Raw genomic sequence first — 23,290 nt, 5'->3', positions numbered from 1 at the left:
ACCCGGACGCTGCCGTTGACTGGACCGGACGACCACGCGGGAGCCGAGGGAGAGCACGACATGACCGGACGCTGGGTACGGGCCGCCGCCGGCGGACTGCTCGCGGGAGCCGTCCTGACGGGCACGGCGGCCTGCTCGGACGACGGTGACAACCCCGTGTCGGGAGCGGTCAGCGAGGCCGCGTCGGCGGTGGCCTCCGCCGCCGAGGGGATCTCGGAGGCCGCCTCCGAGGCGGCGGAGAAGGCCGAGCGGCAGATGTCCGAGGTCAAGGACGGCGTCGACGCCGAGGACGAGGTGAAGCTCGGCGCCCCCGCCACCGACGGCGACGGCCGCACCACCGTCCCGGTCACCGTCCACAACACCGACGACAAGCCCCGCTCCTTCGCGGTCCAGGTGGAGTACAAGGACGACGGCGGCAAGCTGCTCGACACCGTCGTGGTCACCGTCTCCGACGTGCCCGCGGGGAAGGACGGCGACGGCACCGCCCGCAGCACCCACAAGCTCGACGGTCAGGTCACCCCCGAGGTCGCCACCGCCCTGCGCTACTGACCCCGCCCGGACCGGCGCGGGACCGGCGAGACTCCCCGGAGCGCCGGAGCGCCGGAGCGCCGGAGCGCCGGAGCGCCGGAGCGCCGGAGCGCCGGAGCGCCGGAGCGCGGGTACGGCCCCGGTCCCGCCCCGGCGGAAAACCGCTACCGTCCCGCCCGGACACCGCCCAGACTCCTGCCATGACCTCCATGGACGACTTCCGGACCGCCGTCACCGCCTGGGTGGCGGGCGGCACCGGCGACACCGCGCGCGACCTCGCCGCCCGCCTCCCCGTCCGCACCGTCGTGCTCCTCGAAGGGCTCAGCGACGTGGCCGCGGTCGAGGCGCTGGCCGCCCGCCGGGGCCGCGACCTCGCCGCCGAGGGCGTCTGCGTCCTGTCCATGTACGGCGCCACCAACGCCGCCCGGCACGCCCGCCTCCTCGGACCGCCCGGCCTCGGCCTGCGCCTCACCGGCCTCTGCGACGACGCCGAGCGCGCCCACTACGCCCGCGGCCTGGCCGCCGCCGGGGCCGACCCGGACGCCTTCTTCGTCTGCGTCGCCGACCTGGAGGACGAGCTGATCCGCGCCCTCGGGGTGGACCGCGTCGAGGAGCTGGTCCGGGCCGAGGGCGAGGGCCGCGCCCTGCGCACCTTCCTGAACCAGCCCGCCCAGCGCGACCGCGGCCCCCTCCCGAGGATGCGCCGCTTCCTCGGCACGACCGCCGGCCGGAAGATCCGCTACGGCCGCGTCCTCACCGACGCCCTGGACCCCGCCCGCGTCCCGGCCCCGCTCGACGGACTGCTCGCCTCCCTCTGACCCCCCGGCCCGGGACCCCGCCCCGGCCCGGGAACGCCGAGCGGTACGCCGAACGGCGCCACCGGATCGGCGGTCCTGGCCGCCCGCGCGGTCCGGCCGGACCGCCGGAAGGGGGACGTCACCGCCCGGCCCGAGGACGGCGGACGCGTCACACCCCCGACTTCGGGGTAAACAGAGATCGAACGCCCCCTCTCCCGAACGGAATTGCGCGCGTTGAGCATGCCACTCGGATCCCGCGTGCCAGGCAGGACCTGGACGATTCGCCTCACCGGCCACCCCGACCACTCGGCGCGGGTCAGCTGCACCACCACGGGCTGCCGCATGCCCGAGCGCTCCAAGGACGTCCGCGCGCTGCGCGCCTTCGCCGCCGAGCACGTTCGGGCGCACGCCCGCCTGGCGACCCCGCGCCCGAACGCCGGATGCGCCTGCGGCGGAGCCGGCTGCCGCCACCACCAGGCCCGCGCCCTGTGCGCGGGCCGCACCCTCCTCGTCCTCATCCACAACCCGGCCGTCGCCGAGGTCTGGACGCTCGCCGAGATCTGCGAGGCCTGCGCCCCGCTGATCACCCACGCCCGGATCGTGGCGCGGGCGGCGAGCCCCGCCGCGGCGCCGAGACCCGAGCGGGTCCCGGAACCGCGGAGTGCGCCCGCCCCGGCCGGCGGCCCCGGCGTCCCCGTGCTGTTCTCCTCCCCGGAGGCCGCCGGCGGCGCCGCGGACCCGGCCGCCCGTCCGTCCAGGCGCCCCCGCAGGGGCGGGCGCGGCAACCGCGCGGGCGGCGGACGGTACTGACCGCGACGGCGGCGCGCGGGAGGCCCCGTGCCCGCCCGGCCTCCCGCGCCCGCACCCCGGCCCCCGCCTCTACCCCTGGCGCGGGACGAACGCCGGGCGCAGGGACGGGTCGACCGGGTCGTAGTAGCGGTGGAAGACCGGCGTGGCCGCGCCCGACAGCGGCGGGACGATCCAGCTCCAGTCGGCCGGCACCGGCCGGCCGTGCCGCCGCTCCCGCGCGATGTGCTTCAGGAAGCGCTCGGACTCGGTGTGGTGGTCCGCCATCGTCACCCCGTCCTCCTGGAAGGAGTGCAGCACCGCCACGTTCAGCTCCACGAGCGCCCGGTCCCGCCACAGCGTCCGCTCCGAGGAGCGGTCCAGGCCCAGCTTCTCCGCCACCAGCGGCAGCAGGTCGTACCGGTCGCCGTCGGCCAGGTTCCGGGCGCCGATCTCGGTGCCCATGTACCAGCCGTTGAACGGCGCCGCCGGGTACCGCACCCCGCCGATCTCCAGCACCATGTCGCTGATCGCCGGCACCGCGTACCAGCGCAGTCCGAGCCCGGCGAACCACGCGTGCTCCGGGTGCCGCAGCGCCACCTCCCGCACGGCCCCGTCCGGCAGCTCGTACCACTCGGGCCGCGCGTCCGGCCGCTCCCGCACCATCAGCGGCAGCACCTGGAAGGGTTCCTCCTCCCGCTTCCAGCCCAGCTCCCGGGCGAGCGACGTGACCGCCGCCGCGCGCGGATCGCCGACCCAGCGGCCCGAGGGGGTGCGGTGGCCCGCGTACCGGACCAGCTGGTCGTTGACGATCCGGGGCGCCGGGCGGCCGGGGCGGTCCGGGGCGAAGACGGTGAGGACCGGGCGGATCCGCCCGCCGTTGCCCGCCACCCGCAGGTGCTCGGCGCAGGCGGCGGCGATCCCGTCGGCGGACGACACCCCGCGCAGGTCCCGCACGACGAGGCTGCTCCAGTAGAGCCGTCCGATGCAGCGGGCCGCGTTGCGCCAGGCGACCCGGGCGCCGAAGGCCAGCTCCTCGGGCGTGTGCTCGTAGGTGCCGGTACGGGCGATCTCGGCCCGCACCTCGCGGACCCGGCCCTCCGGGTCCCCGGACCCCGGGCACTCGTCGTGGAACTGCCGGACGAACTCCTCCGCCCGCCGGCGGTCCACCCGGTCCGGCTCGCGCACGGCGGGGGACGGCGGCACGGGGACGGGGGCCGCGGCGGCGGCCTGGTAGGGGCATGCGGCGCCCGCGGGGACGGCCGGGCGGCGACGGATCAGACTGAAGACCAAGGTGTTTCCTCCCTGGCCCCATGACTACCGTACGAATTCGCCCGGCTGTGGAGAGTGTTCGAACTTCACGGGGGAGACCGGTCCGTCCTGGTATGGTGCCCGGTCCCCGGCTCCGGTCCGGCGCCTCACAGCGCGGTCAGGACGTCCGTCCGCACCCGCTCCAGGACCAGACCGCCGTCGAGCCGGACCCGGGCCGTCACCACCGGCCGCCGGGCGCGGTACGCCTCCCACGCCGGCGCCAGCTCCCGCACCTGCTCCTCGGCGCGCTCCCGGCTCGCCGTCGGCATCTGGGCGCCGAACGACTCCAGGAGCGAGGCCAGCCGCTCGTATTCCGCCGCCCGCGGGTCCGGCCGGAGCTCCTCCGGCTCGTCGACCCGCTCCACGACCCCCTCCGTGCCCTCCCCGAGCAGCAGCGCCCCGGCCACCGCCTCCGGCTCCCCGGCCGGGTCCCCGGCCACCGTGACCGTGCCGGCCACCCTCAGATCGACCGCGAGGCGGACCCGCAGGCCCCGTGTGAACGTCATCCGGCCTTCTTAGCACGCGATGTGGACGGGCCGGGACGCCGGGAGTGACGCTCCGGCGGACCCGCTCGTTCTCGGTTCGTGCAGCAGCTCCGTACTCCCCGCATCGGCCCGGCCGCCGACATATCCGTCCCGCGTCCCTCCCGGGACGCCGCCGAGGCCGCGCTCGTCGAGCACTATCCGGCCCTCGTCCGCCTCGCCCACCTCGTCCTGCCGCCCTCGCTCGGCCGCCAGCGACGGGTGCTCACCGCCCACGCCACCGTCCAGCGGGCCCTGCCCCGGGGCCGCCCGCAGCGGGCCGCCGCCCCCGTGCCCTCGCCCCGGACGCCCCGCGAGGAGGCCCACGCCTGGCTCCGGGCCCGGGTCGTCGCCCGCGCCCTCGCCGCCCGGGACCTCCGGCCCGCCGCGCTCGTCCTGCCCCGCGTCACCGGACTGCGGCTCTTCCCCCGGGCCGGCGGCGGCGACGAACTGGCCCTCGACCGGGCCCTCGCCGCCGTCACCCCCGAGACCCGCGCCGCCCTCGCGCTCACCGTCCTCGAAGGACTGGCCCCCCGGGAGACCGCGGCGCTGCTGGCCGGGGCCGGCGCGGCGGACCCCGAGGGGGCCCTCGCGGCCGCGGAGCGGCTGCGCGCGACGGTCCCCGGCGACCCCGCCGCCCTGCTCCGCGGCCCCGAGTTCGACCCCTGCACCGTCCACCTGCGCCCCACCGACCTGCTGCGCCGCAGGCGCCGGGGCCGGGCCGCGGTCCTCGCGGCGGCCCTCCTCCTCGCCGCCGTCCCGGTCGCCGCCGGTCCGCTCCGCCCGGACGCGCCCCCGCCCGCCCCGGCCCGCGCCGAGGCCGCCGCCGACCCGGCGGTCCTCACCCGGACCGACTCCGGACGCTGGGCCGACACCTCCCGGGTGGACTTCACCGCCTGGCCCGCCCGGGGCGCCCGCACCGGCGACACGGCCCTCCTCGGCCGGGCGCTGACCGCCTGGACCCGGGGCACCGCCGTCACGCGGACCACCCCCGGCACCGACGCCGCGCCCCCGGCCGGGCCCCCCGCCCTGCTGTACGCGGGCGACACCGGCGGCGCCGCCGTGGTGCTGCTCCACGACGGCCTGCGGCTCGCCCGCTACACCGAACCGGCCGCCGGCCGCCCCGCGCTCACCCTGGCCCGCGCGGACGGCGCAGACGTCACCACCGCGGCCTCGGTCGTCCTCGCCCGCACCGCCGAGGGCACCCGTTTCCTCCTCGCCCCCTGGATCGCCGAGGCCGGGGTGCGGGACCCGGCCGCTCCGGCCGCCCCCGCCCGGGAGCTGCCCGTGGCCCGGGACGGGGTCACCGCGCCCGTGCCGCCGCCCGCCTCCGGCGGCGCGGCCGGATGCGCCGTGCCCACCGTGCTCCAGCTGCGCTCCTCCTCCCGGATCGCCGAGGACCACGCCTTCCTCGTCGCCGACCTCGGCGGCCTCGGCCCCGCCCACCTCACCTGGACGCCGCTCCCCGCCCCCGGCCTCCCCTCCCGGCAGCCCCGCGAGGCCACCGGCCCGCTCGGCCTCGCGGCCTGGGCGCGCTCCGGCTGCCTCCTCGGCCCGCTCAGGGACGCCGGGGTCCGCTCGGTCAACCGCTGGGAGTTCGCCGCGCAGGAGCTGCCCGAGCGGGCCGGCCGGGCCCTGTGGGTGTGCGCCCGCGCCGAGACCTGGGAGGGCACCGGCCGGGCCGACGTCACCCTGGAGGCGCCGGCCCGCGCCCCCGGGCCCGGCCGCCCCGTCGCCTCGGTGCCCGACACCGCCGCCTGCGGGCGGTTCGGGCAGGACGTCCTCGCCGGAACCCCCTGGACGGCGCCCTCCGGCACCCGCTACCTGCTCGCGGCGGGCAGCCGGCACGTCGTCGGGATCACCGTCTCCGGCGTCGTCCGGGCCACCGCGCGGGGCCGGGTCCTCGCGGTGCGGGCCGCGCCGGGGGACACCGTCCTCGACGGGCGGCTCGCCGACGGCGGCACCCTGCGCGGCTGGACGCCCGGCGGCTGAGCACGGCGGACGCGGCGGCCCGGTCAGACGCGGACGGAGCCGGACGGCGGCCGGGACGGGACGGCCCGGCCCGCCGCCTCCGGCCCGCCCCGGACCACCAGGAGGGCCGTGGTGTCGTCGTCGAGGCCGCGGGCGCCGAAGCGGTCCAGGTCCCCGCGCAGCAGCTCGGGGATCCGGTCGGCGGACTCGCCCGCCCAGGCCCGCAGCCGCTGCTCCAGCGGGTAGAAGGCGCCGTCTGCGTCCCGGGTCTCGGAGACCCCGTCGGTGAACATCAGCAGCCGGTCGCCGGGGCCGAAGGGCACCTCCTCCACCGTGAACGGCTCGTCGACCGGCACCGGCAGGTGGACCGGCACCGAGGGCGCCGAGAACTCGACCGTCTCCACGGCCCCGCCCCGCTGCACCACCGGCGCCGGGTGGCCGCAGCTCAGCAGCCGGATCACCGGCCGGTCGTCGGGGATCTCGGCGAGCAGCACGGTCGAGAAGCGGTCGGCCGCCTCCGACTCCGGGGCCCGCTCCGCGTAACGGGCCATGCTGGCCTCCAGGCGCTGGGCGATCGCGGGGAGGTCGGGGGCCGTGTAGGCGGCCTCGCGGAACGAGCCGAGCAGCAGCGACGCCGCCTCCACCGCGGGCAGGCCCTTGCCCTGGACGTCCCCGAGCATGATCCGGACGCCGTCGCGGACCTTCAGCGCCTTGTAGAAGTCGCCGCCGACGTGCGCCCACGCGTCGGAAGCCTCGTACAGCAGCCGCAGCTCGACCGTGCCGAGGCGGGGCGGCAGCGGGCGCTGGACGGCCGACTGGACGGCCTCCGCGACCGCGCTGACCTGGCGCAGCTCCGCCTCCCGGCGCTGCCGGACGCGGCTGGAGACGGCGGCGGCGAGGGTGACGGCCGCGAGCACCGTCTCGTTGGCGAGGAGCGAGGGGTGGAGGGAGCCGTCGCGGGCGAGGGCGAGGCCGGCGGTCGAGACCATCGCGAGGCCGCCGATCGCCGCCGTGGCGCGGGCGGTCCAGGTGGCCGCCGCGAGCGCGGGGGCGGCGATGAGGAAGCGGTCGAACCGTTCCTCCGGCGGGGACAGCACGTCCGCGAGGGTCGCGAGGACGATCACCAGGAAGGGCAGCACCCGCCCGGCGGCGTACCGGAGTTCCGCCCGGCGCGCGGCGCGGCCGGAGGCGGGGGCGGAGCGGTGCGCGGCACCCCGGGCGGGGGTCCGCCGCGCGGTCGCGGTCGCGTCCGCGGACATGGCTCTCCTTCGTCGGGCTCCCGCCCTGCGGCGGGTCGCAACGGCCTTCGAAGGCCAGGATGCCCGGCCCCCCGCCCCCGGGATCAGGGCCGGAGGTCACCGGGAAGCCGGGCCGGACGACCCGTGTGGCACCCCGACGACCCGTGTGACGACCGGACGACCTGTGTCACGACCGGTGGGCCCGTGCGACGGCCGGTGGGCCCGTGCGACGGGGCCCGTGTGACGCCCCGGCGGGACCGTGTGGCGCGGGGCGGACCCGCGTGAATCCCTGCGGCCCCCGTGTGACGCCCGGGGGCCGTTCCCCCCGCCGGCCTCCGGCTCAGGCGGGCAGGTTCTGCTCCGCCCAGACGACCTTGCCGCCGGGGGTGCGGCAGGAGCCCCAGCGGCGGCAGAGCATGTTGACGAGCTGGAGGCCGCGGCCGCCCTCGTCGCTGAGGTCCGCGTGCTGGATCTGGGGCAGGTCGGGGCCGGTGTCCGACACCTCGACGACCAGCCGTTCGCCGCGCAGCAGCCGGAGCTCGCCCGGCCCGTTGCCGTACCGCAGGGCGTTGCCGACGAGCTCGGAGACGACCAGCTCGCACACGTCGGCCAGGTCGTCCAGACCCCACTCGGCGAGCTGCCGGGTGACCAGGCGCCGCGCCTCCGAGGCGGCCCTGCCGTCGCCGGACAGCGGCCACACCCGCAGCCCGGTCCCCTCGTCGAGCGGCACGGCCCGGGCCGTCAGGAGCACCGCCTCGTCGAAGCGCCCGGGACCGGCCGGCGCCGCCGCGATCAGCCCGCCGTCCTCCAGCGCGCCGGGCGGCAGCGCCAGGGCCGCCGACCGCAGCCGGCCGAGCTGGTCCTCCAGGTCGGCGCCCCGCGCCTTCACCAGACCGTCGGTGTACAGCACGAGACCGCCGCCCTCGGGCACGGTCACCGTCACCGGGTCGTACGGGATCACCCCGGCGCCCAGCGGCGCCCCGGCCGGCAGGTCGACGAACGCGGCCCCGCCGCGCCCGTCCAGCAGCAGCGGCGGCACGTGCCCGGCACCGGCCAGGGTGCAGCGGGAGTCCGCCGGGTCGTAGACCGCGCAGAGGAAGGTGGCGACCTGGTCGTCCTCCAGGTCGCGGGTGGCGAGGTCGAGCCGGGCGAGGACCCGCTCGGGCGCCATGTCGAGCGTCATCAGGGTGCGGGCGACGGCCCGGAGCCGCCCCATGGTGGCGGCGGCGGGCAGCCCGCGGCCCATCACGTCCCCCGCCATCAGGGCCGTACGGCCGCCGGGCAGGGACATGATGTCGTACCAGTCGCCGCCCACCGCGTGGCGGGTCGCCGAGGGCGCGTACTCGCCGTGCACGCGCAGCCCCGGCGTGTCCGGGGTGCCGCGGGGGAGCAGGCTGCGCTGGAGCGTGACGACGTGCTCGCGCTCCCGGCCGTACAGCCGGGCGTTGTCGATGAAGACGGCGGCCCGGGAGACCAGCTGCTCGGCGAGGGCCAGGTCGGTGGGGGAGAACGGCGGGCTGCCGGGGCCCCGCACGAAGTCGGCGCTGCCGAGCAGCAGCCCGCGGGCGATCAGCGGCACCGCGAGGTAGCTGTGCACGCCCAGGGCCCGCATCTTCGCCGCGCCGCTCGCGGTGGGGGCGACCCGGTCGAAGTCGTCCTCGCGCATCCGGGTCACCATGACCGGCTTGCCCTGCCGCAGGCAGTACCGGTGCAGCAGCGTCTCGTGCCGCTTCTGGTCGCGCACGTACGTCTCGCCGACCGGGACGGCCTCCAGGGTGGACATGGTGTCGACGGCGGAGAGCGCGACCGCCCGCATCGCGGGGACGCCGCTGCCGGTCCAGCGGGAGCCCTCCTCGCCGTGCAGGACGCTCTCCAAAATGTCGACGGCGGCCCCGTCGGCGAAGCCGGGCACGGTGAACTCGGCCAGCTCCCGGGCGGTCAGCTCCAGGTCGAGGGTGGTGCCGATGCGGGTGCTCGCGGCGTTGAGCCAGGCGAGCCGTTCCCCCGCGCCCAGCCGCTGGGGCGGAACCCCGTCCGCGGCGCGCCGCCGCCGGGCGAGGACCGCCGCGGACCGGTGCACCGCCGAGGTCCGCACGGCCGAGACCCTGCCGGTCAGGCGTCGTCCGCCGCTGCCGCCGCTCACTCTTCCGGCCTCCAGACGGGAACTCGACCAGGTGTGGTGCACAGTCTGCACCGGAACCCCGTCCGGCGCACCATCCGAACAGCAGCGGAATCGGTGCCGAACGGTAGCTCTGTCACATCCGCCGAACGGGTGAAACCTGTTCGAGGTCCGGATCGTCCTCAACCCCGGGAACGCGTCGGTACGGCGCGGGGTCGGATCGGGAACGCGAGGATGGAGGGCGCATGCGCCGGATGGGCAAGTACACCGCGCACGTGGCCGTGTTGGCGTCGGCGGTCGGCATCAGCCTGGCCGCATGGGGAGCGACCGCGCTGGTGGGGGCCGAGGACGGGTCGGACGGCGGAGCCGCGGCGGGGGCACGGACACCCGACCGGGGGACCACCGGACCGGACCGGCCCGCGAAGCCGACCGTACGGGTGCCGGAGGGCATCGCGCACGCGGCCGAGGCCGGCGGACGGGCCGTCAACATCACCATCGACGACGGGCCGGACCCGCGCTGGACGCCGCAGATGCTCGACATCCTGAAGGAGAACGACGTCAAGGCCGTCTTCTGCATGATCGGCCCGCAGGCGAAGCGGCACCCGGACCTGGTGAAGCGGGTGGTGGCCGAGGGGCACCGGCTGTGCGACCACACCATGACCCACGACACGACGATGGACCGCAAGCCCGTCGCGTACCAGAAGCAGCAGATCCTCGACGCGCTGAGGATGATCGAGGAGGCGTCCGGCGGGACCGAGGTCCAGTACTACCGGGCCCCGGGCGGGGCGTTCACCCCCGACAGCCGGAAGATCGCCGCGGCGGCCGGGATGCGGCCGCTCGGGTGGAACGTCGACACCAAGGACTTCGAGCGGCCGGGCGCCGCCGCCATCGTGGCGACCGTCAAGAGCGAGCTGCCCAACGGCCCGACGATCCTCTTCCACGACGGCGGCGGCGACCGCTCGCAGAGCGTGACCGCGCTGCGGGAGGTGCTGCCGTGGCTGAAGGAACAGGGCCGCACCTTCAGCTTCCCGGTCCGCACGGCCCCGGACGCCCCCTGAGGCCCGGGGCCCGGGCGGCCGGTCAGCGCTTGACGGTGTCGTCGGTCCTGAGGTCCTCGACCGCCTCGTCGAACTCGTCCACCTGGTCCGGGCAGTACACCTGGAGCACGATCCGCTCCACCTCGACGGCCTTGGAGTCGGCGATGACCGGGCGGCTGCCGGGTCCGGTGGCGCCGTTGGACAGCTGCTGGAGCTGGTACAGCGCCTTCTTCAGGGCGTTGCCGGGGGACTCGCAGACCTGGCCGCCGTCGGTGCCGAGCAGCCGTTCGGCGGTCTCCTGGTCGGGGGCGGGGTAACCCGCCGTGACCAGCTCCTCGCTGAGTCGTTCCGCCTTCTCGGAGGTCTCCGCGGTCCTTTTGAAGCTGCCGTACCGGATCAGGCCGGTGACCAGCAGGCCGAGCAGGAGCACGATCGCGCCCCAGTAGATCCACTTGTGCTCGGAGGCGAAGCGGGTCGGGCTCATGCGGGGTCCCCCTCGGTCGGGGCGGCGGCCTCGGCCGTGCGCCAGTCGGGCTTGCGCAGCTTCAGGAAGGCCCAGGGGATGAGCAGACCGAGGACCACCAGGCCGCCGCCGACGATGAGGATGTACGACCAGACGCTGCCGCTGCCGAACTGCGAGGGCGGCACGAAGCCGATGAACATCGCCGCGAGCGAGGCGAGCAGGCCGACCGAGCAGATCAGGCCGAGGGCGGGCGCCCGGTAGCCGCGCGGGTGGTCGGGCTTGAGCTTCCGCAGCCGCATCGCCGCGACGAACATCAGCAGGTAGACGATGAGGTAGACCTGCGTGGTGATGGTCGAGAAGATCCAGTAGACGCTGGAGACGTTCGGGATCAGGGCGTAGCCGAGGGCGATGACCGAGGTGACGACGCCCTGGGTGACGAGGATGTTCTGCTGGATGCCGAACCTGTTGAGCTTCTGGAGGAACGGCGGCAGGTACCCCTCGCTGCGGGAGATCTCCAGCAGGCCCTTCGACGGGCCGGCCAGCCAGGTCAGCATGCCGCCGAGCGAGGCGGAGATCAGCATGACCGCCGCGATCGGCGTCATCCAGCCGACGCCGAAGTACGAGAAGAACGCGTCGAACGCCTGCATGACGCCGGCGGTGAGGCTGAGCTGGTCGGCCGGGACGACCCAGCTGATCGCCAGCGCGGGCAGGATGAAGATCAGCAGGACCAGGCCCATCGCCAGGAACATCGACCTGGGGTACTCCTTGGCCGGGTTCTTCAGCGAGGAGACGTGGACCGCGTTCATCTCCATGCCCGAGTACGACAGGAAGTTGTTGACGATCAGCACGAGGCTCGCGAGGCCGGTCCACTGGGGGAGCAGGTGGCTGCCGTCCATCGGCGCGGCCGACGGGTTTCCCTGGCCGAGGAAGACCATGCCGAGCACGACGAGGACGGTGCCCGGCACCAGGGTGCCGATGATCAGGCCCCAGCTGGACAGCCCGGCGAGGGCCTTCGTGCCGCGCGAGGAGACCCAGACGCCGGTCCAGTACAGGACCATGATGACGATCGCCGTGTAGAGGCCGTTCGAGGCGAGCGAGGGATCGATCACGAAGGCGATCGTCGAGGCGACGAAGGCCAGCAGACTCGGGTAGTAGAAGATCGTCATCGCGAACTGGCACCACACGGCGAGGAAGCCGAGCGGCTTCGAGAGCCCCTCCGCCACCCACCGGTAGACACCGCCCGACCAGCCCGAGGCCAGTTCGGCGGAGACCAGGGCCGTCGGCAGCAGGAAGACGAGGGCGGGCAGCAGGTAGAGGAACACGCAGGCGAGTCCGTAGACGGCCATCGTCGGCGCGGCGCGCAGGCTGGCCACCGAGGCGGTGGTCATGAGGGCCAGCGTCACCCAGGTGATCGTCGGCGGGGCGGTGGTGCGCACCTCGGCGCGGGGTTTCGGCAGATCGGCGGGCACGTCCATCGATGCCATGGGCCCTCCCTGGGGGAATCGGCACGATCTGCACCAGACTCCGAGAACCGGACCGGCGCCGCAGGGCGGTGGAGCCGTTCGGGTGACGGGCGGTGCCAGAGGCCGGTGCCGGGTGCCGGGCCCGGGCGGGTGGGGGATGCTGAGCGTTCGTCACCCTGTTCGCGAGGAGGCGGCCGTGACACGACCCGTGGGGGACCCGGCGGAGCCGGCGGCCGGCGGTGCCGGGGGAGGAGGGGGAGAGCGGGCCGACCGGATCGCCGGCTTCCTGGCCCGGCTCACCGGGCTGCTGCTGCGCACCTCCGGCGAGGGCGCCGAGCTGATCGCGCGCCAGGTCACGGAGACCGGCCGCGCGCTCGGCGCCGAGGTGTCCGTCCTCCTCGTCCCGGAGACCGCCACCCTGACCGTCGCCGTCCCCGGCGGCCCTGCCCGGACCGTCATCGTGCGGGCCGTCCCCGAGGTGGCCCGGCTCGACCGGATCGCCGCCCTGAAGCCGCTCGTCGCCGACGTGTGCGCGGGCCGCGCCGGACCGGCGGAGGCGAACGCCCGGCTGGACCGGATCGAGGCGGCACCGGCGCCGTACCCCCGGTGGCTGAAGTTCCTCGGGATCGTCCTCTTCTCGCTGGGCTTCGCCTCGCTGATGCAGCCCACCTGGTACGAGCTCGGCTCCACCGCCGTCCTGGCGGCGCTCGCCGCGCTCCTCGCGGTGGCGTCCGACGGGGCCCCGCGCCTGGCCCGGGTCCTGCCGCTGGTCGCCTCGACGGCCGTGTCGGTGGTCACGCTCGCGCTGTTCGCCGGCGATCCGGCGCACGGCGGTCCGGTGCTGCTCATGCTGCCCGCGCTGTTCTTCTTCGTCCCCGGCGACTACCTCAGCGCCGCCGCCGCCGAACTCGGCGCGGGACTGCTCACCACCGGCGCGGTCCGGCTGGTGTACGCGGCCTTCCTGCTGGTCCAGCTGTGCGTCGGCGTCCTCCTCGGGGTGTACGCCACCGGCACCTCCACCCACGCGCTCTTCGACGCGGCGGCCGGGGCCGACCTGCCCCGCTGGGTGCTCTTCGCCTCCTGGACGGTCTTCACCGCCGGCACCGTCCTCGCCTTCGCGATCCCGCGCCGCTTCTTCGTGCCCCTGCTGGTCCTCGTCTACCTGACGGTGGCGGTGCAGTCGGCCGCCACCGGGCTGATCGGGGAGACCGGCGGCACCTTCGTGGCGGCGGTGGCGCTCGCGGCGGCGGCGACGCTGCTGTCCCGGGGGCCGGAGCGGCCGCCCCGGCTGCTCCTCGTCCTGCCCGGCTTCTTCACCCTCACCGTCGGCTCGCTCGGCATGCGCGGGCTCACCACCCTGGCCGGCCGTCACGTCGTCGACGGCTTCTCCGACCTGCTGGAACTCGTCCTCGTCGTCACCGCCATCGCGGTCGGACTGGTCCTCGGGGCCACCCTCGTGCCGGATCCGCCCGCCCCCGCGGAGTCCTCCCCGGCCCGCCCGTAGGATCACCGGGGACGTACGGGTGAGCGAGGAGCACGCTGCTGTGACCGTGGTGAGGGAACGGGCCCTTCCGGAGCTTCCGGAGCTTCTGGAACGGGACGAGGACGGGCAGCGGCTCGGCGCCCTGCTCTGGCGGCCCGGACCCGGCTGGCGGGCCGTCAGCAGCGCCGTCCTCGGCGGCGGGCTCGGCGAGCGGCACTGGGTGATGAACGTCCAGGTCGCGCACGGCTACACCCGCACCGACCCCGAGGCGCACCTCGCGGCGCTGGCCCGCCGGGCCGGGCTCGACGGACCCGGCGTCGGACTGATGACCGCCGCCGAGGTCGCCCGGCGGGGCGCGGCCCGCGACGGCGGAGCCGACGCGGTGGCCACCGCCGGCATCGAGGTGCGCGGCTGGGCGGCCGCCCCCGGCCCCGCCCTCCCCGCGCCCCAGCCGCCCGGCACGATCAACATCGTCGTCACCGTCCCGGCACCGCTCACCGACGCGGCGCTCGTCAACGCGGTGGCGACCGCCACCGAGGCCAAGGTGCAGGCGCTGCTCGACGCCGGCCACGACTGCTCGGGCACCCCCACGGACGCGGTCTGCGTCCTCGCCCCCGCGCCCCGGCCCGGCGGCCCCGCCGAGCCCTTCGCCGGACCCCGCTCGCTCTGGGGCGCCCGGCTGGCGCGGGCCGTCCACCGGGCCGTCGGCGCCGCCCTCCGCTGACGGGGGCGCGGGCGACGGCCCGGCGGACGGGGCCTCAGGGCGTCCGGAAGGCCGGGGCCAGCGCCGCGGCACCCGCCGCCACGCCCCGGAGCGGGACGGCCCCCATGCCCGGCACCGCCGCCAGCCGCGTACTCGCCAGACAGGTGTTCTCCGGCCGGGAGGCGTAGCGCCCCGACGCCCGGGGCACCGGCCGGACCAGCTCCGGGGGGACCCCGAGGGCGCGTGCGACCTCCCGGGCCCACCCGGCGCGCGAGACCCGCTCCGGGCCCCCGAGGTGCAGCAGCTCCGGCACCGCCGCGCCGGGGCGGAGCAGCAGCGCGGTCACCGCCGCCACGTCGTCCACCAGGACGGGCGTCGTCCACTGGTCGTCCGGGGCCTCCACCGGCTCCCCCCGGACCAGCCGGTGGGCGCAGGACGCGAAGAAGTTCAGCCACTTCCCGCCGTCCGCCGGCTCGTGCCCGTACACGAGGCTGACCCGCAGCACCGTCGCCGGGGACACCGCGCGGGCGAGCAGCAGCTCCTCCGCCCGCCGCTTCGCCCTCCCGTAGGCGTTCGCCGGGGCCGTCGGCGTCTCCTCCACGGGGTGGGCAGAGGCGCCGTCGAAGACGTTGTCCGTGGAGATCATCACCAGCCGGTCCAGGCCCGGCAGCGCGGCGAACGAGGCCGTCGCCGCCGCGTGCGCCTCGGCCGCCTCCGCCGGATGCGCCTCGCACCAGGTGACGTCCGAGGGGCCGTGCACCAGGACGACCGCGCGCGGCCCGACGCCGGCCACCACCTCGGCGCAGGCCGCCGGGTCGGTGGCGTCCAGGGAGGTCCAGCGCGCCCCGTACGCCTCGGGCGGACGGCCCGGCCGGCCGCGCGAGGCCAGCGTCACGGCCCGGCCCGCGCCGGCCAGCCGCCGGGCGATCTCCGAGCCGACGAAACCGCTGCCGACCACGAGGACGGGCCCCTCGCCCGCCGCTTCCCCGCTCATCCGGCCGCCACCCCCGCCGTGGCCGTTCCTGTCGCGTCGAGCCGGCGGTCCATCAGGAGACCGGCCCCGATGAGGCCGTGGTCGTCGTCGTCCGCGCCGAGCACCACCATCGCCCGGACCCGGTCGTCGGTCAGCCCGAAGCAGCCCTGCCGGACGAGCTCCGCCGCCAGCAGTTCGCGGTACCGCTCGCCGACCGCGAGGGCGAAGCCGCCCATCAGGACGTACCGGCGGATCCCGATCGAGGCGAACACCCCGCCGATCGCCGCCGCCAGCGGCACCAGCGTGCCCCGCAGCACCTCCGTCGCGAACGGGTCCCCGGCCCGGACGGCCGCGGCGACCGCCGGATTGTCCACCTCCGCCGGATCGGCGGCGGACCGGGCCAGCGCCGAGCGCGCGTACCCCGCCCGGTCCGCGAGCCCGGCCCGCCGCACGGCGGCCAGCACGCCCCGCCCCGACGCGATCGCCCCGAGGTGCCCCCGGCCGCCGCAGTCGCACGGCGGCGCGTCCGGCGAGCGGTCGTACGTCCAGTGGCCCAGCTCCCCGCCGTGCCCCTCGTCGTCGAGGAGCACCCCGCCGTCCCGGAACACCTTGTTGCCGATGCCCGAGCTGACGGTCAGCAGGCAGAACGGCTCGGGGGAGTCCGCCCCGTACCGCCAGGCCGCCGCCGTCAGGTCGTTGACGACCACCACCGGGACCGGCAGCAGGGACTCCAGGAGCTCCCGCAGCGGCAGCGGTCCGCCGCCCCCGCCCCACACCGTCGGCGCGCCCCGCACCGTGCCGTCCCGGCCGACCGGGCCGGCGAAGGCGACGCACAGGCCGTCCCCGCCCGCGTCCTGCCGCTCCGCCTCGCGCGCGATCTGTTCCACCACCCGCCGCTGGAGCACCGGGACCGGTGCGCCGGGGAAGCGGGCCATGCCGTCCACGGGGACCCGCCGGACGCCCGGCAGGAGGCGTCCGGACGCGGTGTCGAAGGTGCCGACGCGCAGCGTCGTCCCGCCGACGTCCATCACGGTGACCCGCCGCCCGCCGGCCGCGGCGCCGCCCTCAGAGCCCGGGAGCGTCATCGGGCACCTCCTCCTCGAAGACGAGCAGCGCCAGGTCCGCGTCCGCGTCGTTGTTCAGCCCGTGCTCGCCGTAGGGCTCGTTCACCACCACGTCCCCGGCCGACACCCGGAACTCGGCCCCGTCCCGGTACATCACGCCGCTGCCGCTGAGCACCACGTACGTCTCCCGGTCCCGGCCGTGCCGGTGGCGGCCGATGGACGTGCCCGGCGGCAGCACCGCCAGGTCGATGAAGGAGGCCCCGGGGCCGCCGCCGTCCCGGGAGAGGATCCGGTGGGCGAGGATCGTGCCCCGCCCGCCGTGGTCGTGCGGCTTCGGGGAGAACAGCTCCCCGAGGTTCACCACCGGCCGCGCGCCGCCGCTCATCCCCGCACCTCCCCGGCGCCCGAGCGGGCCGCGCGCCGGGCGAGGTCGTCCAGCGCGTCGCGCAGCACCGGGCCCGGCACGTCGGAGAGTTCGTCGACGAAGACCGCCTTGCCCACCGCCGTCGGCACCACCAGGTGCAGCCGGCGGCCCCGCCGCTCCCACGACTCCCGCAGCGCCCGGTCCATCAGCTCGGGGGTGCAGGTGTCGGGGTCGATGACGGGCAGCCCGATCCGGGCGAGCAGTCCGATGATCCGGTCGCAGGACTCCTCGTCGACCAGGCCGAGCCGCAGCGCCAGGCAGGCCGAGAGCGCCATGTCCACGGCGACCGCCTCGCCGTGTTCGAGCCGGTGGTCGCCCGCCGTCTCGATCACCGGGCTGAAGGTGTGCCCGAAGTCCACGAGCCGGGCCAGGTCCTTCTCCCGCAGGTTCGGGCAGAGCTCCTCCATCATCAGCCGCATGGAGGTGCGCAGCACGTACGTCTCGACCTCGGGAGGCGTCGGCACCCCCGTCGCCCGGAAGGCGTCCGGGTACCGCTCCAGGGTGGTGAACAGCTCCTCGTCGAGGATCACCGCCATCTTCACGATCTCCGCGAGGCCGCAGCGGACCTCCCGCACCGGGAGGGTGGCGAGGAAGGCGGGGTCGCTCAGCGAGGCGTGCGACGGGTGGTAGGCGCCGAACATGTTCTTCGTGTGCAGGGCGTTGACCCCGGTCTTCACCCCCACGCCCACGTCGACCTGGCCGACCAGCGTGGTGTTGATCCGGACGTGCCGGATGCCGCGCGCGTACATCGACGCGGCGAAGCCGACCACGTCCGCGACGATTCCGCCGCCGAGGGCGAGCATCACCCCGTGCCGGTCGAGCCCGTCGGCCTTGGCGAGCGCGCAGACCCGCTCGGCGGCGGCCAGCGTCTTGTTCCGCTCCCCGGTGGGGACGGTGTGCAGCGTCCAGGTGCCCGGGGCGAGGTTCGCCTCCAGGTAGCGCCGCAGCGCCTCCCCGTACAGACCGCCGACGGTCGGCCCGGTGAAGGCCACCACCCGCCGTCCGCCGATCGCACGCGCGAGCGCGGGGTTCTCCGGGGAGAGCACCCCGGAGATCAGTTCCGCCCGGTATCCGGTGCCGTCCGGCGCGAGCAGGCTGAAACCGTCGGCGTCCTCCCGGACGCCCGGCAGGCGTTCGTCGTCAGCAAGAACCCGGCTAGGCATGCCTCTCCTCGATGGTGTCTCGGTGTGCTTCCGGCCGACCGGCGAACGCCTCGGCCAGGTGGTGGGCGAGCGGGGCCCCGGTCAGCTCCTCCAGGGGGACGGGACGTCCCTCCGCGTCGGCGACCGGCAGGCACCAGTTGGGGTGGGGTCCCGCCGTGCCCGGCAGGTTCTGCGGCCGCCGGTCGCCCGTCAGGTCCGGCAGCCAGACCCCGATCATGCGGGCCGGGGTCCGGCCCAGGTACGCGTGGAGCGCGGCGACCTCGCCCGCCGGGTCCGGCAGCAGCCCGAGCCGCTCCAGCTCGGCCAGCCAGCCGTCCCGCTCGCGGGCGGCCTCCGCCCGCTCCTCGGCCACCGGCCGGGTCAGCAGGCCCAGCCGGTCGCGCAGGTCGACGTGCTCCCCGCTCAGCCAGGCCGCCGTGCTCGGCAGGTCGTGGGTGGTGAGGGTGGCCAGGCAGTGCTCCCGCCACTTCTCCGGGGCGAGCGGCCCCAGCCGGCCCTCGGAGCCGCCCTCGTACTCGAAGCGCTGCACGGCCGTGCCGATCACGCCCCGGTCCGCGAGCGCCTCGCGGACGCCCGCCTCGACCGTGCCCAGGTCCTCGCCGATGACCAGCGCCCCGGCGTCGGCGGCCTCCGCCGCCAGCACGGCCAGCATCGCCGCGCCGTCGTACCGGACGTAGGTGCCCTCGGACGGCGGCCGGCCCTCGGGCACCCACCAGAGCCGGAAGAGGCCCATCACGTGGTCGACGCGGAGCGCCCCCGCGTGCCGCAGCCCGGACCGCAGCAGCGCGGCGAGCGGCCGGTACCCCTCGGCGGCCAGCGCGTCCGGGCGCCACGGCGGCTGGTTCCAGTCCTGCCCGGCGGGGTTGAAGTCGTCCGGCGGGGCGCCCACCGACATGCCCTCGGCGAGGCAGTGCCGCAGCGCCCAGGCGTCCGCCCCCTCCGGGGCCACGCCCACCGCGAGGTCGTGCACCAGGCCGATCCGCATGCCCGCGTCCCGGGCGGCGCGCTGGGCGCCGGCCAGCTGCTCGTCGGTGATCCAGGCGAGCCAGCGGTGGAATCCGACCGAGGCGGCCAGCACCCGCCGGGCGCGGGCCACCTCGGGCGAGCGGGGGTCGCGCAGCCCGGCCGGCCAGGACCGCCAGGCCGGACCGTGCACCTCGGCCAGCGCGCACCAGGTGGCGAAGTCCGTGAGGTCCGCGCCCTCCCGGTCGGTGAACGCGGCGAACGCGGCCTCCCGCGCCGGGGTGCGCGGCACCTCGTACACCTCGCGCAGCGCCCGCAGCTTGAGGTCCCGCACCTCCTCGCGCCGGATCAGCGAACTCCCGTCGAGGACGGACTCGTTGAGCTCCGCCGCCCGGTCGGCGAGGTGCCGGACCCGGCCGCGCGGACCGTCCCCGAGCCCCGCGAACTCCGGTACGGACTCGACCCGGACGTGCATCGGGTCGGGGAACCGCCGGCTGCTCGGCCGGTACGGCGAGGGGTCGGGCAGCGGCCCCGGCTCCATCGCGTGCAGCGGTCCCAGCTGGACGAAGTCGGCGCCCAGCTCCCGGCCAGCCCAGGAGACGAGCGAGGAGAGGTCGCCGAGGTCGCCCATCCCCCAGGAGCGGCGCGACAGCAGGAAGTACAGCTGGACGAGGAAGCCCCAGGAGTACGGGGCGGGGCCCGGCCGCTCCGGGGCGACGAGCAGCACCGCCGTGTCGCGCCGGCCGTCCGCCTCCACCGTCAGCGCGTGCCGGCCGGCCGGCAGCGGACCGTCCGCCAGGCCGCGCACCCGCCCGTCGGCGCACCGCACCTCGGCGCGGGCGCCCCTGGGCAGCCGGGGGAGCGGGCCGCCGGGCCCGTCCACGACCACGCACGGCGGCACGAGCCGCCGGGCCCGGGCGGCGCGGTGGGCCGCCAGCGCGGCCCCGGCGGCGGCCGGCGTGGAGCCGTCCACGCCGCACGCGGCGAGGACGGCGACCAGGGTGTCGCGGGGGACCGGGACCTCCAGGCCCCGGTCGGTGCGGTAGGAGACCGCCACGCCGTGCGCCTCGGCGAGCGCCGTCAGCGGATCGTTCACCGGGCACCTCCCCCGGCGGACACGGGGGCGGAGGCGTCGGGAGCCGAGGCGGGGGAGACGGAGGCGGAGTCGGCGGGGGAGACGGGGGCGGAGGCGGCCGGGGCGAACGGCACCACCGGCGTTCCGAAGAGCCGCTCCAGGACCTCCGCCACCCCGTCCTCCTCGTGCCCGGGCGCGATCTCGTCCGCGACCGCCCGCAGCGCGGGGTGCGCGCCCGCGACGGCCACCCCGTGCCCGGCCAGCTCCAGCATCGGGACGTCGTTGGGCATGTCGCCGAAGGCGACGGTCTCCGCCCCGGTGCGGCCGAGCAGTTCCAGCGCCCGCGCCACCCCGGTGCCCTTGGTGATCCCCCGGGGCAGCACCTCCACCATGCCCTGCACCGAGTGCACCACCGTCACCTCCTCGCCGCAGAGCCGCAGCGCGGCCTCGGCCAGCGCGTCGTCCCCGACCGTGCGGTGGTGCAGCACCAGCTTGTCGATCGGCGCGTCCCACAGCAGCGCGCGGTCGGCGGTCACGTCCCAGCCGTGCCGCACCCGCTCGCCGAAACCGGGAGTGACCTTGAAGCGGCTCTCCGGCGGCGAGGTCACCACCCCCAGCTCCAGCGGCCCGAGCAGCTCCTCCACCCGCGCCACCACCGAACGGGCCAGCTCCGTGTCGAGCCGCTCGGCCGACAGCAGCCGGTCCGCGCCCGCGTCGTACAGCTGCGCGCCCTGCCCGCACACCGCCAGACCGGTGTACGCGAGCGAGTCCAGGACCCGGCGGCACGCCGTCGCCGGACGGCCCGTCACCACCAGGTGCGCGGCGCCCGACGCGGCCACCAGCTCCAGGGCCCGCCGGGTCCGGCCGGACACCGTCAGATCGGACCGGAGCAGGGTGCCGTCGAGGTCGGTGGCGACCACCCGGTACGGCGGCGCCCCGGGCACCGGCACGTGGTCCCAGGCCGTCCTGCCGTCCTCCAGGGTGAGCCGCAGCACCAGACCGCCGCGCGTCCCGCCGGCCGGCACCGCGCCCCGGAAGACGCCGTCGCCGCCGCGGCGCAGCGCGACGAGCCGGGTGGTGCCCGCCGCGGGCACCGGCTCGTCCGAGCGGGCCGCCTCGGCCACCGACTCCAGCGGCGCGTCACCGGCGTCCGCCGGGCCCGGGGCGACGCCGTCCACGACCACGTCCACCCCCGTCAGCCCGGGGTGGCGGTACTCCACCGCGTGCGCGGCGCCCGCGCCGGCCGGGGCGACCCGGCAGCGGTGCCGGACCGGCGCCATCAGGTCCGCGCGCCCCGCGCCTCGCGCGAGGGCGGCGCAGCGCTCGAAGTCCGCCCGCCCGTACGCGGCGGCGAACAGCGCCTCGTACGCGGCCCCGTCGAGCTCCGCGCACCGTCCGTACGCCTCGGCGTCGCCCAGCTCCAGGGCCCGCCGCCGCACCTCCTCGCGGTGCTCCGCCCACTCCGCCGGGTCGAGCAGCCCGAACCAGCCGTACCGCACGGCGTCCCGGGCGGGCAGCCGGCGCGGGGTGCCGTCCAGCAGCTCCCGGAAGGCGCCCAGCCGGCGGCGGGCGCTCTCCCCCCAGGTGAAGCCGCGGGCGGTGCGGACCGCGTTCCGCGACAGCCGCCGGTACTCCCCGGGCGCCTCGCGGAACATCCGCTCCGCCTCCCGGATCCGGCCGGCGAGCAGCCCGGCCAGCTCCCGGTCGTCGTCGCGGAAGGAACCGCGCACCGCGAACCCGGTCGCGTCCGGGTGCTCGTGGGGCAGCGCGTGCCCGAAGTGGGCGGTGGTCCGCTGGGCCGTGCCGATCGGCACCGCGCCGCAGGCCATCGCCTCGCCCTGGGCGATCAGGAAGCCGTCCAGCTCGAACTTGGACGGGTAGACGCAGAAGTCCGCGCACGCCGCCTCGGTGAACAGCTCGTCCTCGCCGACCAGCGACCAGTCGAGCCGCACCCGGTCCGGGTGGGCGTCCGCGATCCGCTGGAAGTGCGCGTTGGCGGGCTCCGCCGCCGCGGAACCGGCCGCGCCCGTCGCGCAGCGCAGCACGAAGGACGCCTCGATCCCCTCCGCGAGCACCTCCTCGATCGCCCGGAGCAGCTCCAGCTGGCCCTTGTGGTGCACCGCGTACCGGGCGGCGTGGTAGAAGACCGGGCGCGCCGGGTCCAGGCCCATGCCGCGCAGCACCGCCGCCCGGTCGACCGACCCCGGGTCGCGCGCCAGCCAGGAGTCGGAGATCCCGCAGCCGCCGTCGAAGAGCCGGCCCGCCCGCTCCCGCGTCAGCCGGGCGACCGGCAGCCCGGACACGTACCGCTCCATCGGCGTACCGTCGAGGGTGCTGTGGTGGTCGAGCTGACCGGGCGAGACGAAGTCCACCAGGTCGGCGTGGGCGAGGAGCTGGGGGAAGAGGGTGACGTGGTCGGGGCCGAAGGCGGTGTGCAGCCGGGTCGCGGCCAGCGCCCGGACCATCGCCGCGGTGGGGGAGTCCTCCGGCGGCTCCGGCTCCTCCCAGGCGTCCAGCGCGAACGGCTCCCCGCTCCCCGCGCCGATCCGCTGCGGATCGACCCCGAAGAGCCGCAGCACCGCCTCGGTCTGCGGCCGGTACACCTTGTGCGTGACGGGCGCGTTGGCCGCGACCGTGCTGACGCACCGCCAGCGCGGGTCGTCCCGCAGCACCAGCGGCACCAGGTGGTGGTACGAGGGCTCGAAGCCGTGCACGATCGCCGGCTCCGCGTCCCCCTCGTGCCCGGCGCCGAGCCGGTCGCGCAGGAAGCGCAGCCCGGCGACCTGGAAGGCCAGCGGCTTGAAGAAGGACAGGTCCCGGCCCTCGGAGTCCGGCGGCGGGTACAGCCGGTCCGGCAGCAGGTCGAGGTGGGAGTCGGAGAGGAAGTGGACGTCGACCCCGTCCAGGCGCAGCAGGTGCGCCCGGGTGGTCAGCGCCAGCGACAGCTCGGCCGGCCGGCCGGGCCAGATCTTCGGGTCGAGGACCAGCGGCACCTCGTGCTCGACGCGGTAGTCCAGGTCCTCTATCGGGTGCAGGGCGCGCAGCCGCTCCAGGTGCCCGTGGGCGGGGGTCACGATCGACACCCGGTGGCCCAGCGCCGCGTACTCGCGGGACAGGTTCCACACGAGCGGCGACAGTCCGCCGCGCATCAGCCGGGGGTCGAACCCCCCGCATTCGTAGGCGAAGTTGACGATGTGCATGAGGGCTC

The 23,290-nt window shown here is 76.7% G+C and carries 19 protein-coding genes; 7 read left to right on the top strand and 12 right to left on the bottom strand.

Translation table 11 applies throughout. The features are described from left to right. Nucleotides 1–60 precede the first annotated feature (60 nt). From IE326_RS36260 to IE326_RS36250, 3 genes are all read left to right on the top strand, one after another. Nucleotides 61–549, top strand: coding sequence for a hypothetical protein (locus tag IE326_RS36260; RefSeq protein ID WP_150233998.1), 489 nt, complete (start codon nt 61–63; stop codon nt 547–549). Nucleotides 550–728: 179 nt separating this feature from the next. Then, a complete protein-coding gene (locus tag IE326_RS36255; RefSeq protein ID WP_150233995.1) occupies nt 729–1,346 on the top strand; it encodes a TOPRIM nucleotidyl transferase/hydrolase domain-containing protein in 618 nt (205 codons plus the stop codon). A 237-nt stretch (nt 1,347–1,583) separates the two neighbouring features. After that, nucleotides 1,584–2,135 (top strand): hypothetical protein, encoded by a 552-nt coding sequence (locus IE326_RS36250; RefSeq protein ID WP_150233992.1) that lies wholly within the window; start codon nt 1,584–1,586, stop codon nt 2,133–2,135. Nucleotides 2,136–2,204: 69 nt separating this feature from the next. Here IE326_RS36250 and IE326_RS36245 read toward each other — a convergent pair whose 3' ends face one another. Beyond that, the gene (locus IE326_RS36245; RefSeq protein WP_190045028.1) at nt 2,205–3,317 is read right to left on the bottom strand and encodes a nitric oxide synthase oxygenase; all 1,113 of its coding nucleotides are present in this window, start codon (nt 3,315–3,317) and stop codon (nt 2,205–2,207) included. 212 nt (nt 3,318–3,529) lie between these two features. After that, complete coding sequence (locus IE326_RS36240; RefSeq protein WP_190044605.1) at nt 3,530–3,928, bottom strand: hypothetical protein; 399 nt, start codon at nt 3,926–3,928, stop codon at nt 3,530–3,532. Nucleotides 3,929–4,006: 78 nt separating this feature from the next. Here IE326_RS36240 and IE326_RS36235 point away from each other — a divergent pair, with 78 nt between their 5' ends. Further along, nucleotides 4,007–5,935 (top strand): hypothetical protein, encoded by a 1,929-nt coding sequence (locus IE326_RS36235; RefSeq protein WP_229915829.1) that lies wholly within the window; start codon nt 4,007–4,009, stop codon nt 5,933–5,935. Between the two features lie 23 nt (nt 5,936–5,958). Here IE326_RS36235 and IE326_RS36230 read toward each other — a convergent pair whose 3' ends face one another. Beyond that, on the bottom strand, nt 5,959–7,173 hold the full coding sequence (locus tag IE326_RS36230) for a PP2C family protein-serine/threonine phosphatase (RefSeq protein WP_190044604.1): 1,215 nt from the start codon (nt 7,171–7,173) through the stop codon (nt 5,959–5,961). 319 nt (nt 7,174–7,492) lie between these two features. Then, on the bottom strand, nt 7,493–9,295 hold the full coding sequence (locus IE326_RS36225) for an ATP-binding SpoIIE family protein phosphatase (RefSeq protein WP_150233987.1): 1,803 nt from the start codon (nt 9,293–9,295) through the stop codon (nt 7,493–7,495). 221 nt (nt 9,296–9,516) lie between these two features. Here IE326_RS36225 and IE326_RS36220 point away from each other — a divergent pair, with 221 nt between their 5' ends. Then, on the top strand, nt 9,517–10,329 hold the full coding sequence (locus IE326_RS36220; protein ID WP_190044603.1) for a polysaccharide deacetylase family protein: 813 nt from the start codon (nt 9,517–9,519) through the stop codon (nt 10,327–10,329). Between the two features lie 22 nt (nt 10,330–10,351). Here IE326_RS36220 and IE326_RS36215 read toward each other — a convergent pair whose 3' ends face one another. Together IE326_RS36215 and gadC are read right to left on the bottom strand one after the other, a co-directional pair. Further along, nucleotides 10,352–10,792, bottom strand: a complete 441-nt coding sequence (locus tag IE326_RS36215; RefSeq protein WP_150233983.1) for a hypothetical protein — start codon at nt 10,790–10,792, stop codon at nt 10,352–10,354. Next, nucleotides 10,789–12,255: a glutamate/gamma-aminobutyrate antiporter GadC gene (gene gadC / locus IE326_RS36210; RefSeq protein ID WP_150233981.1), complete on the bottom strand. Its 1,467-nt coding sequence runs from the start codon at nt 12,253–12,255 to the stop codon at nt 10,789–10,791. The genes IE326_RS36215 and gadC overlap by 4 nt, the downstream gene beginning before the upstream one ends. A gap of 175 nt (nt 12,256–12,430) precedes the next feature. Between gadC and IE326_RS36205 the strand changes: the two genes are divergently transcribed. Together IE326_RS36205 and IE326_RS36200 are read left to right on the top strand one after the other, a co-directional pair. Then, a complete protein-coding gene (locus IE326_RS36205) occupies nt 12,431–13,738 on the top strand; it encodes a threonine/serine exporter family protein (RefSeq protein ID WP_229915828.1) in 1,308 nt (435 codons plus the stop codon). 40 nt (nt 13,739–13,778) lie between these two features. Beyond that, a complete protein-coding gene (locus IE326_RS36200) occupies nt 13,779–14,441 on the top strand; it encodes an adenosylcobinamide amidohydrolase (RefSeq protein ID WP_190044601.1) in 663 nt (220 codons plus the stop codon). A gap of 34 nt (nt 14,442–14,475) precedes the next feature. On the opposite strand, the gene IE326_RS36195 is transcribed toward IE326_RS36200, so the two are convergent. From IE326_RS36195 to IE326_RS41775, 6 genes are read right to left on the bottom strand one after another with little or no spacing between them, the layout of a single operon-like run. Then, nucleotides 14,476–15,414 (bottom strand): SDR family oxidoreductase, encoded by a 939-nt coding sequence (locus IE326_RS36195; protein WP_190044600.1) that lies wholly within the window; start codon nt 15,412–15,414, stop codon nt 14,476–14,478. Next, on the bottom strand, nt 15,411–16,478 hold the full coding sequence (locus IE326_RS36190; RefSeq protein ID WP_190044599.1) for an ROK family protein: 1,068 nt from the start codon (nt 16,476–16,478) through the stop codon (nt 15,411–15,413). The genes IE326_RS36195 and IE326_RS36190 overlap by 4 nt, the downstream gene beginning before the upstream one ends. Next, nucleotides 16,459–16,842 (bottom strand): cupin domain-containing protein, encoded by a 384-nt coding sequence (locus IE326_RS36185; protein WP_190044598.1) that lies wholly within the window; start codon nt 16,840–16,842, stop codon nt 16,459–16,461. The genes IE326_RS36190 and IE326_RS36185 overlap by 20 nt, the downstream gene beginning before the upstream one ends. Next, nucleotides 16,839–18,044 (bottom strand): sedoheptulose 7-phosphate cyclase, encoded by a 1,206-nt coding sequence (locus IE326_RS36180; protein ID WP_190044597.1) that lies wholly within the window; start codon nt 18,042–18,044, stop codon nt 16,839–16,841. The genes IE326_RS36185 and IE326_RS36180 overlap by 4 nt, the downstream gene beginning before the upstream one ends. Then, on the bottom strand, nt 18,037–20,103 hold the full coding sequence (gene malQ / locus IE326_RS36175) for a 4-alpha-glucanotransferase (protein ID WP_190044596.1): 2,067 nt from the start codon (nt 20,101–20,103) through the stop codon (nt 18,037–18,039). Before malQ ends, IE326_RS36180 begins: the two co-directional genes overlap by 8 nt. Then, on the bottom strand, nt 20,100–23,282 hold the full coding sequence (locus IE326_RS41775) for an HAD-IIB family hydrolase (protein ID WP_308440357.1): 3,183 nt from the start codon (nt 23,280–23,282) through the stop codon (nt 20,100–20,102). The genes malQ and IE326_RS41775 overlap by 4 nt, the downstream gene beginning before the upstream one ends. Nucleotides 23,283–23,290: the final 8 nt, after the last annotated feature.

Origin of the sequence: Streptomyces filamentosus, assembly GCF_014654895.1 — a bacterium.
GTDB classification, from domain to species: domain Bacteria; phylum Actinomycetota; class Actinomycetes; order Streptomycetales; family Streptomycetaceae; genus Streptomyces; species Streptomyces filamentosus.
This window is presented reverse-complemented; position numbering and strand designations above follow the sequence as displayed.

Bases quoted from the DNA above. Each gene is read 5' to 3' on its own strand.
- IE326_RS36185 (WP_190044598.1), bottom strand. From the start codon at position 16,842: ATGAGCGGCGGCGCGCGGCCGGTGGTGAACCTCGGGGAGCTGTTCTCC.
- IE326_RS36215 (WP_150233983.1), bottom strand. From the start codon at position 10,792: ATGAGCCCGACCCGCTTCGCCTCCGAGCACAAGTGGATCTACTGGGGC.
- IE326_RS36220 (WP_190044603.1), top strand. From the start codon at position 9,517: ATGCGCCGGATGGGCAAGTACACCGCGCACGTGGCCGTGTTGGCGTCG.
- IE326_RS36190 (WP_190044599.1), bottom strand. From the start codon at position 16,478: ATGACGCTCCCGGGCTCTGAGGGCGGCGCCGCGGCCGGCGGGCGGCGG.
- IE326_RS36180 (WP_190044597.1), bottom strand. From the start codon at position 18,044: ATGCCTAGCCGGGTTCTTGCTGACGACGAACGCCTGCCGGGCGTCCGG.
- IE326_RS36195 (WP_190044600.1), bottom strand. From the start codon at position 15,414: ATGAGCGGGGAAGCGGCGGGCGAGGGGCCCGTCCTCGTGGTCGGCAGC.
- IE326_RS36255 (WP_150233995.1), top strand. From the start codon at position 729: ATGACCTCCATGGACGACTTCCGGACCGCCGTCACCGCCTGGGTGGCG.
- IE326_RS36240 (WP_190044605.1), bottom strand. From the start codon at position 3,928: ATGACGTTCACACGGGGCCTGCGGGTCCGCCTCGCGGTCGATCTGAGG.
- IE326_RS36260 (WP_150233998.1), top strand. From the start codon at position 61: ATGACCGGACGCTGGGTACGGGCCGCCGCCGGCGGACTGCTCGCGGGA.
- IE326_RS41775 (WP_308440357.1), bottom strand. From the start codon at position 23,282: ATGCACATCGTCAACTTCGCCTACGAATGCGGGGGGTTCGACCCCCGG.
- gadC (WP_150233981.1), bottom strand. From the start codon at position 12,255: ATGGCATCGATGGACGTGCCCGCCGATCTGCCGAAACCCCGCGCCGAG.
- IE326_RS36230 (WP_190044604.1), bottom strand. From the start codon at position 7,173: ATGTCCGCGGACGCGACCGCGACCGCGCGGCGGACCCCCGCCCGGGGT.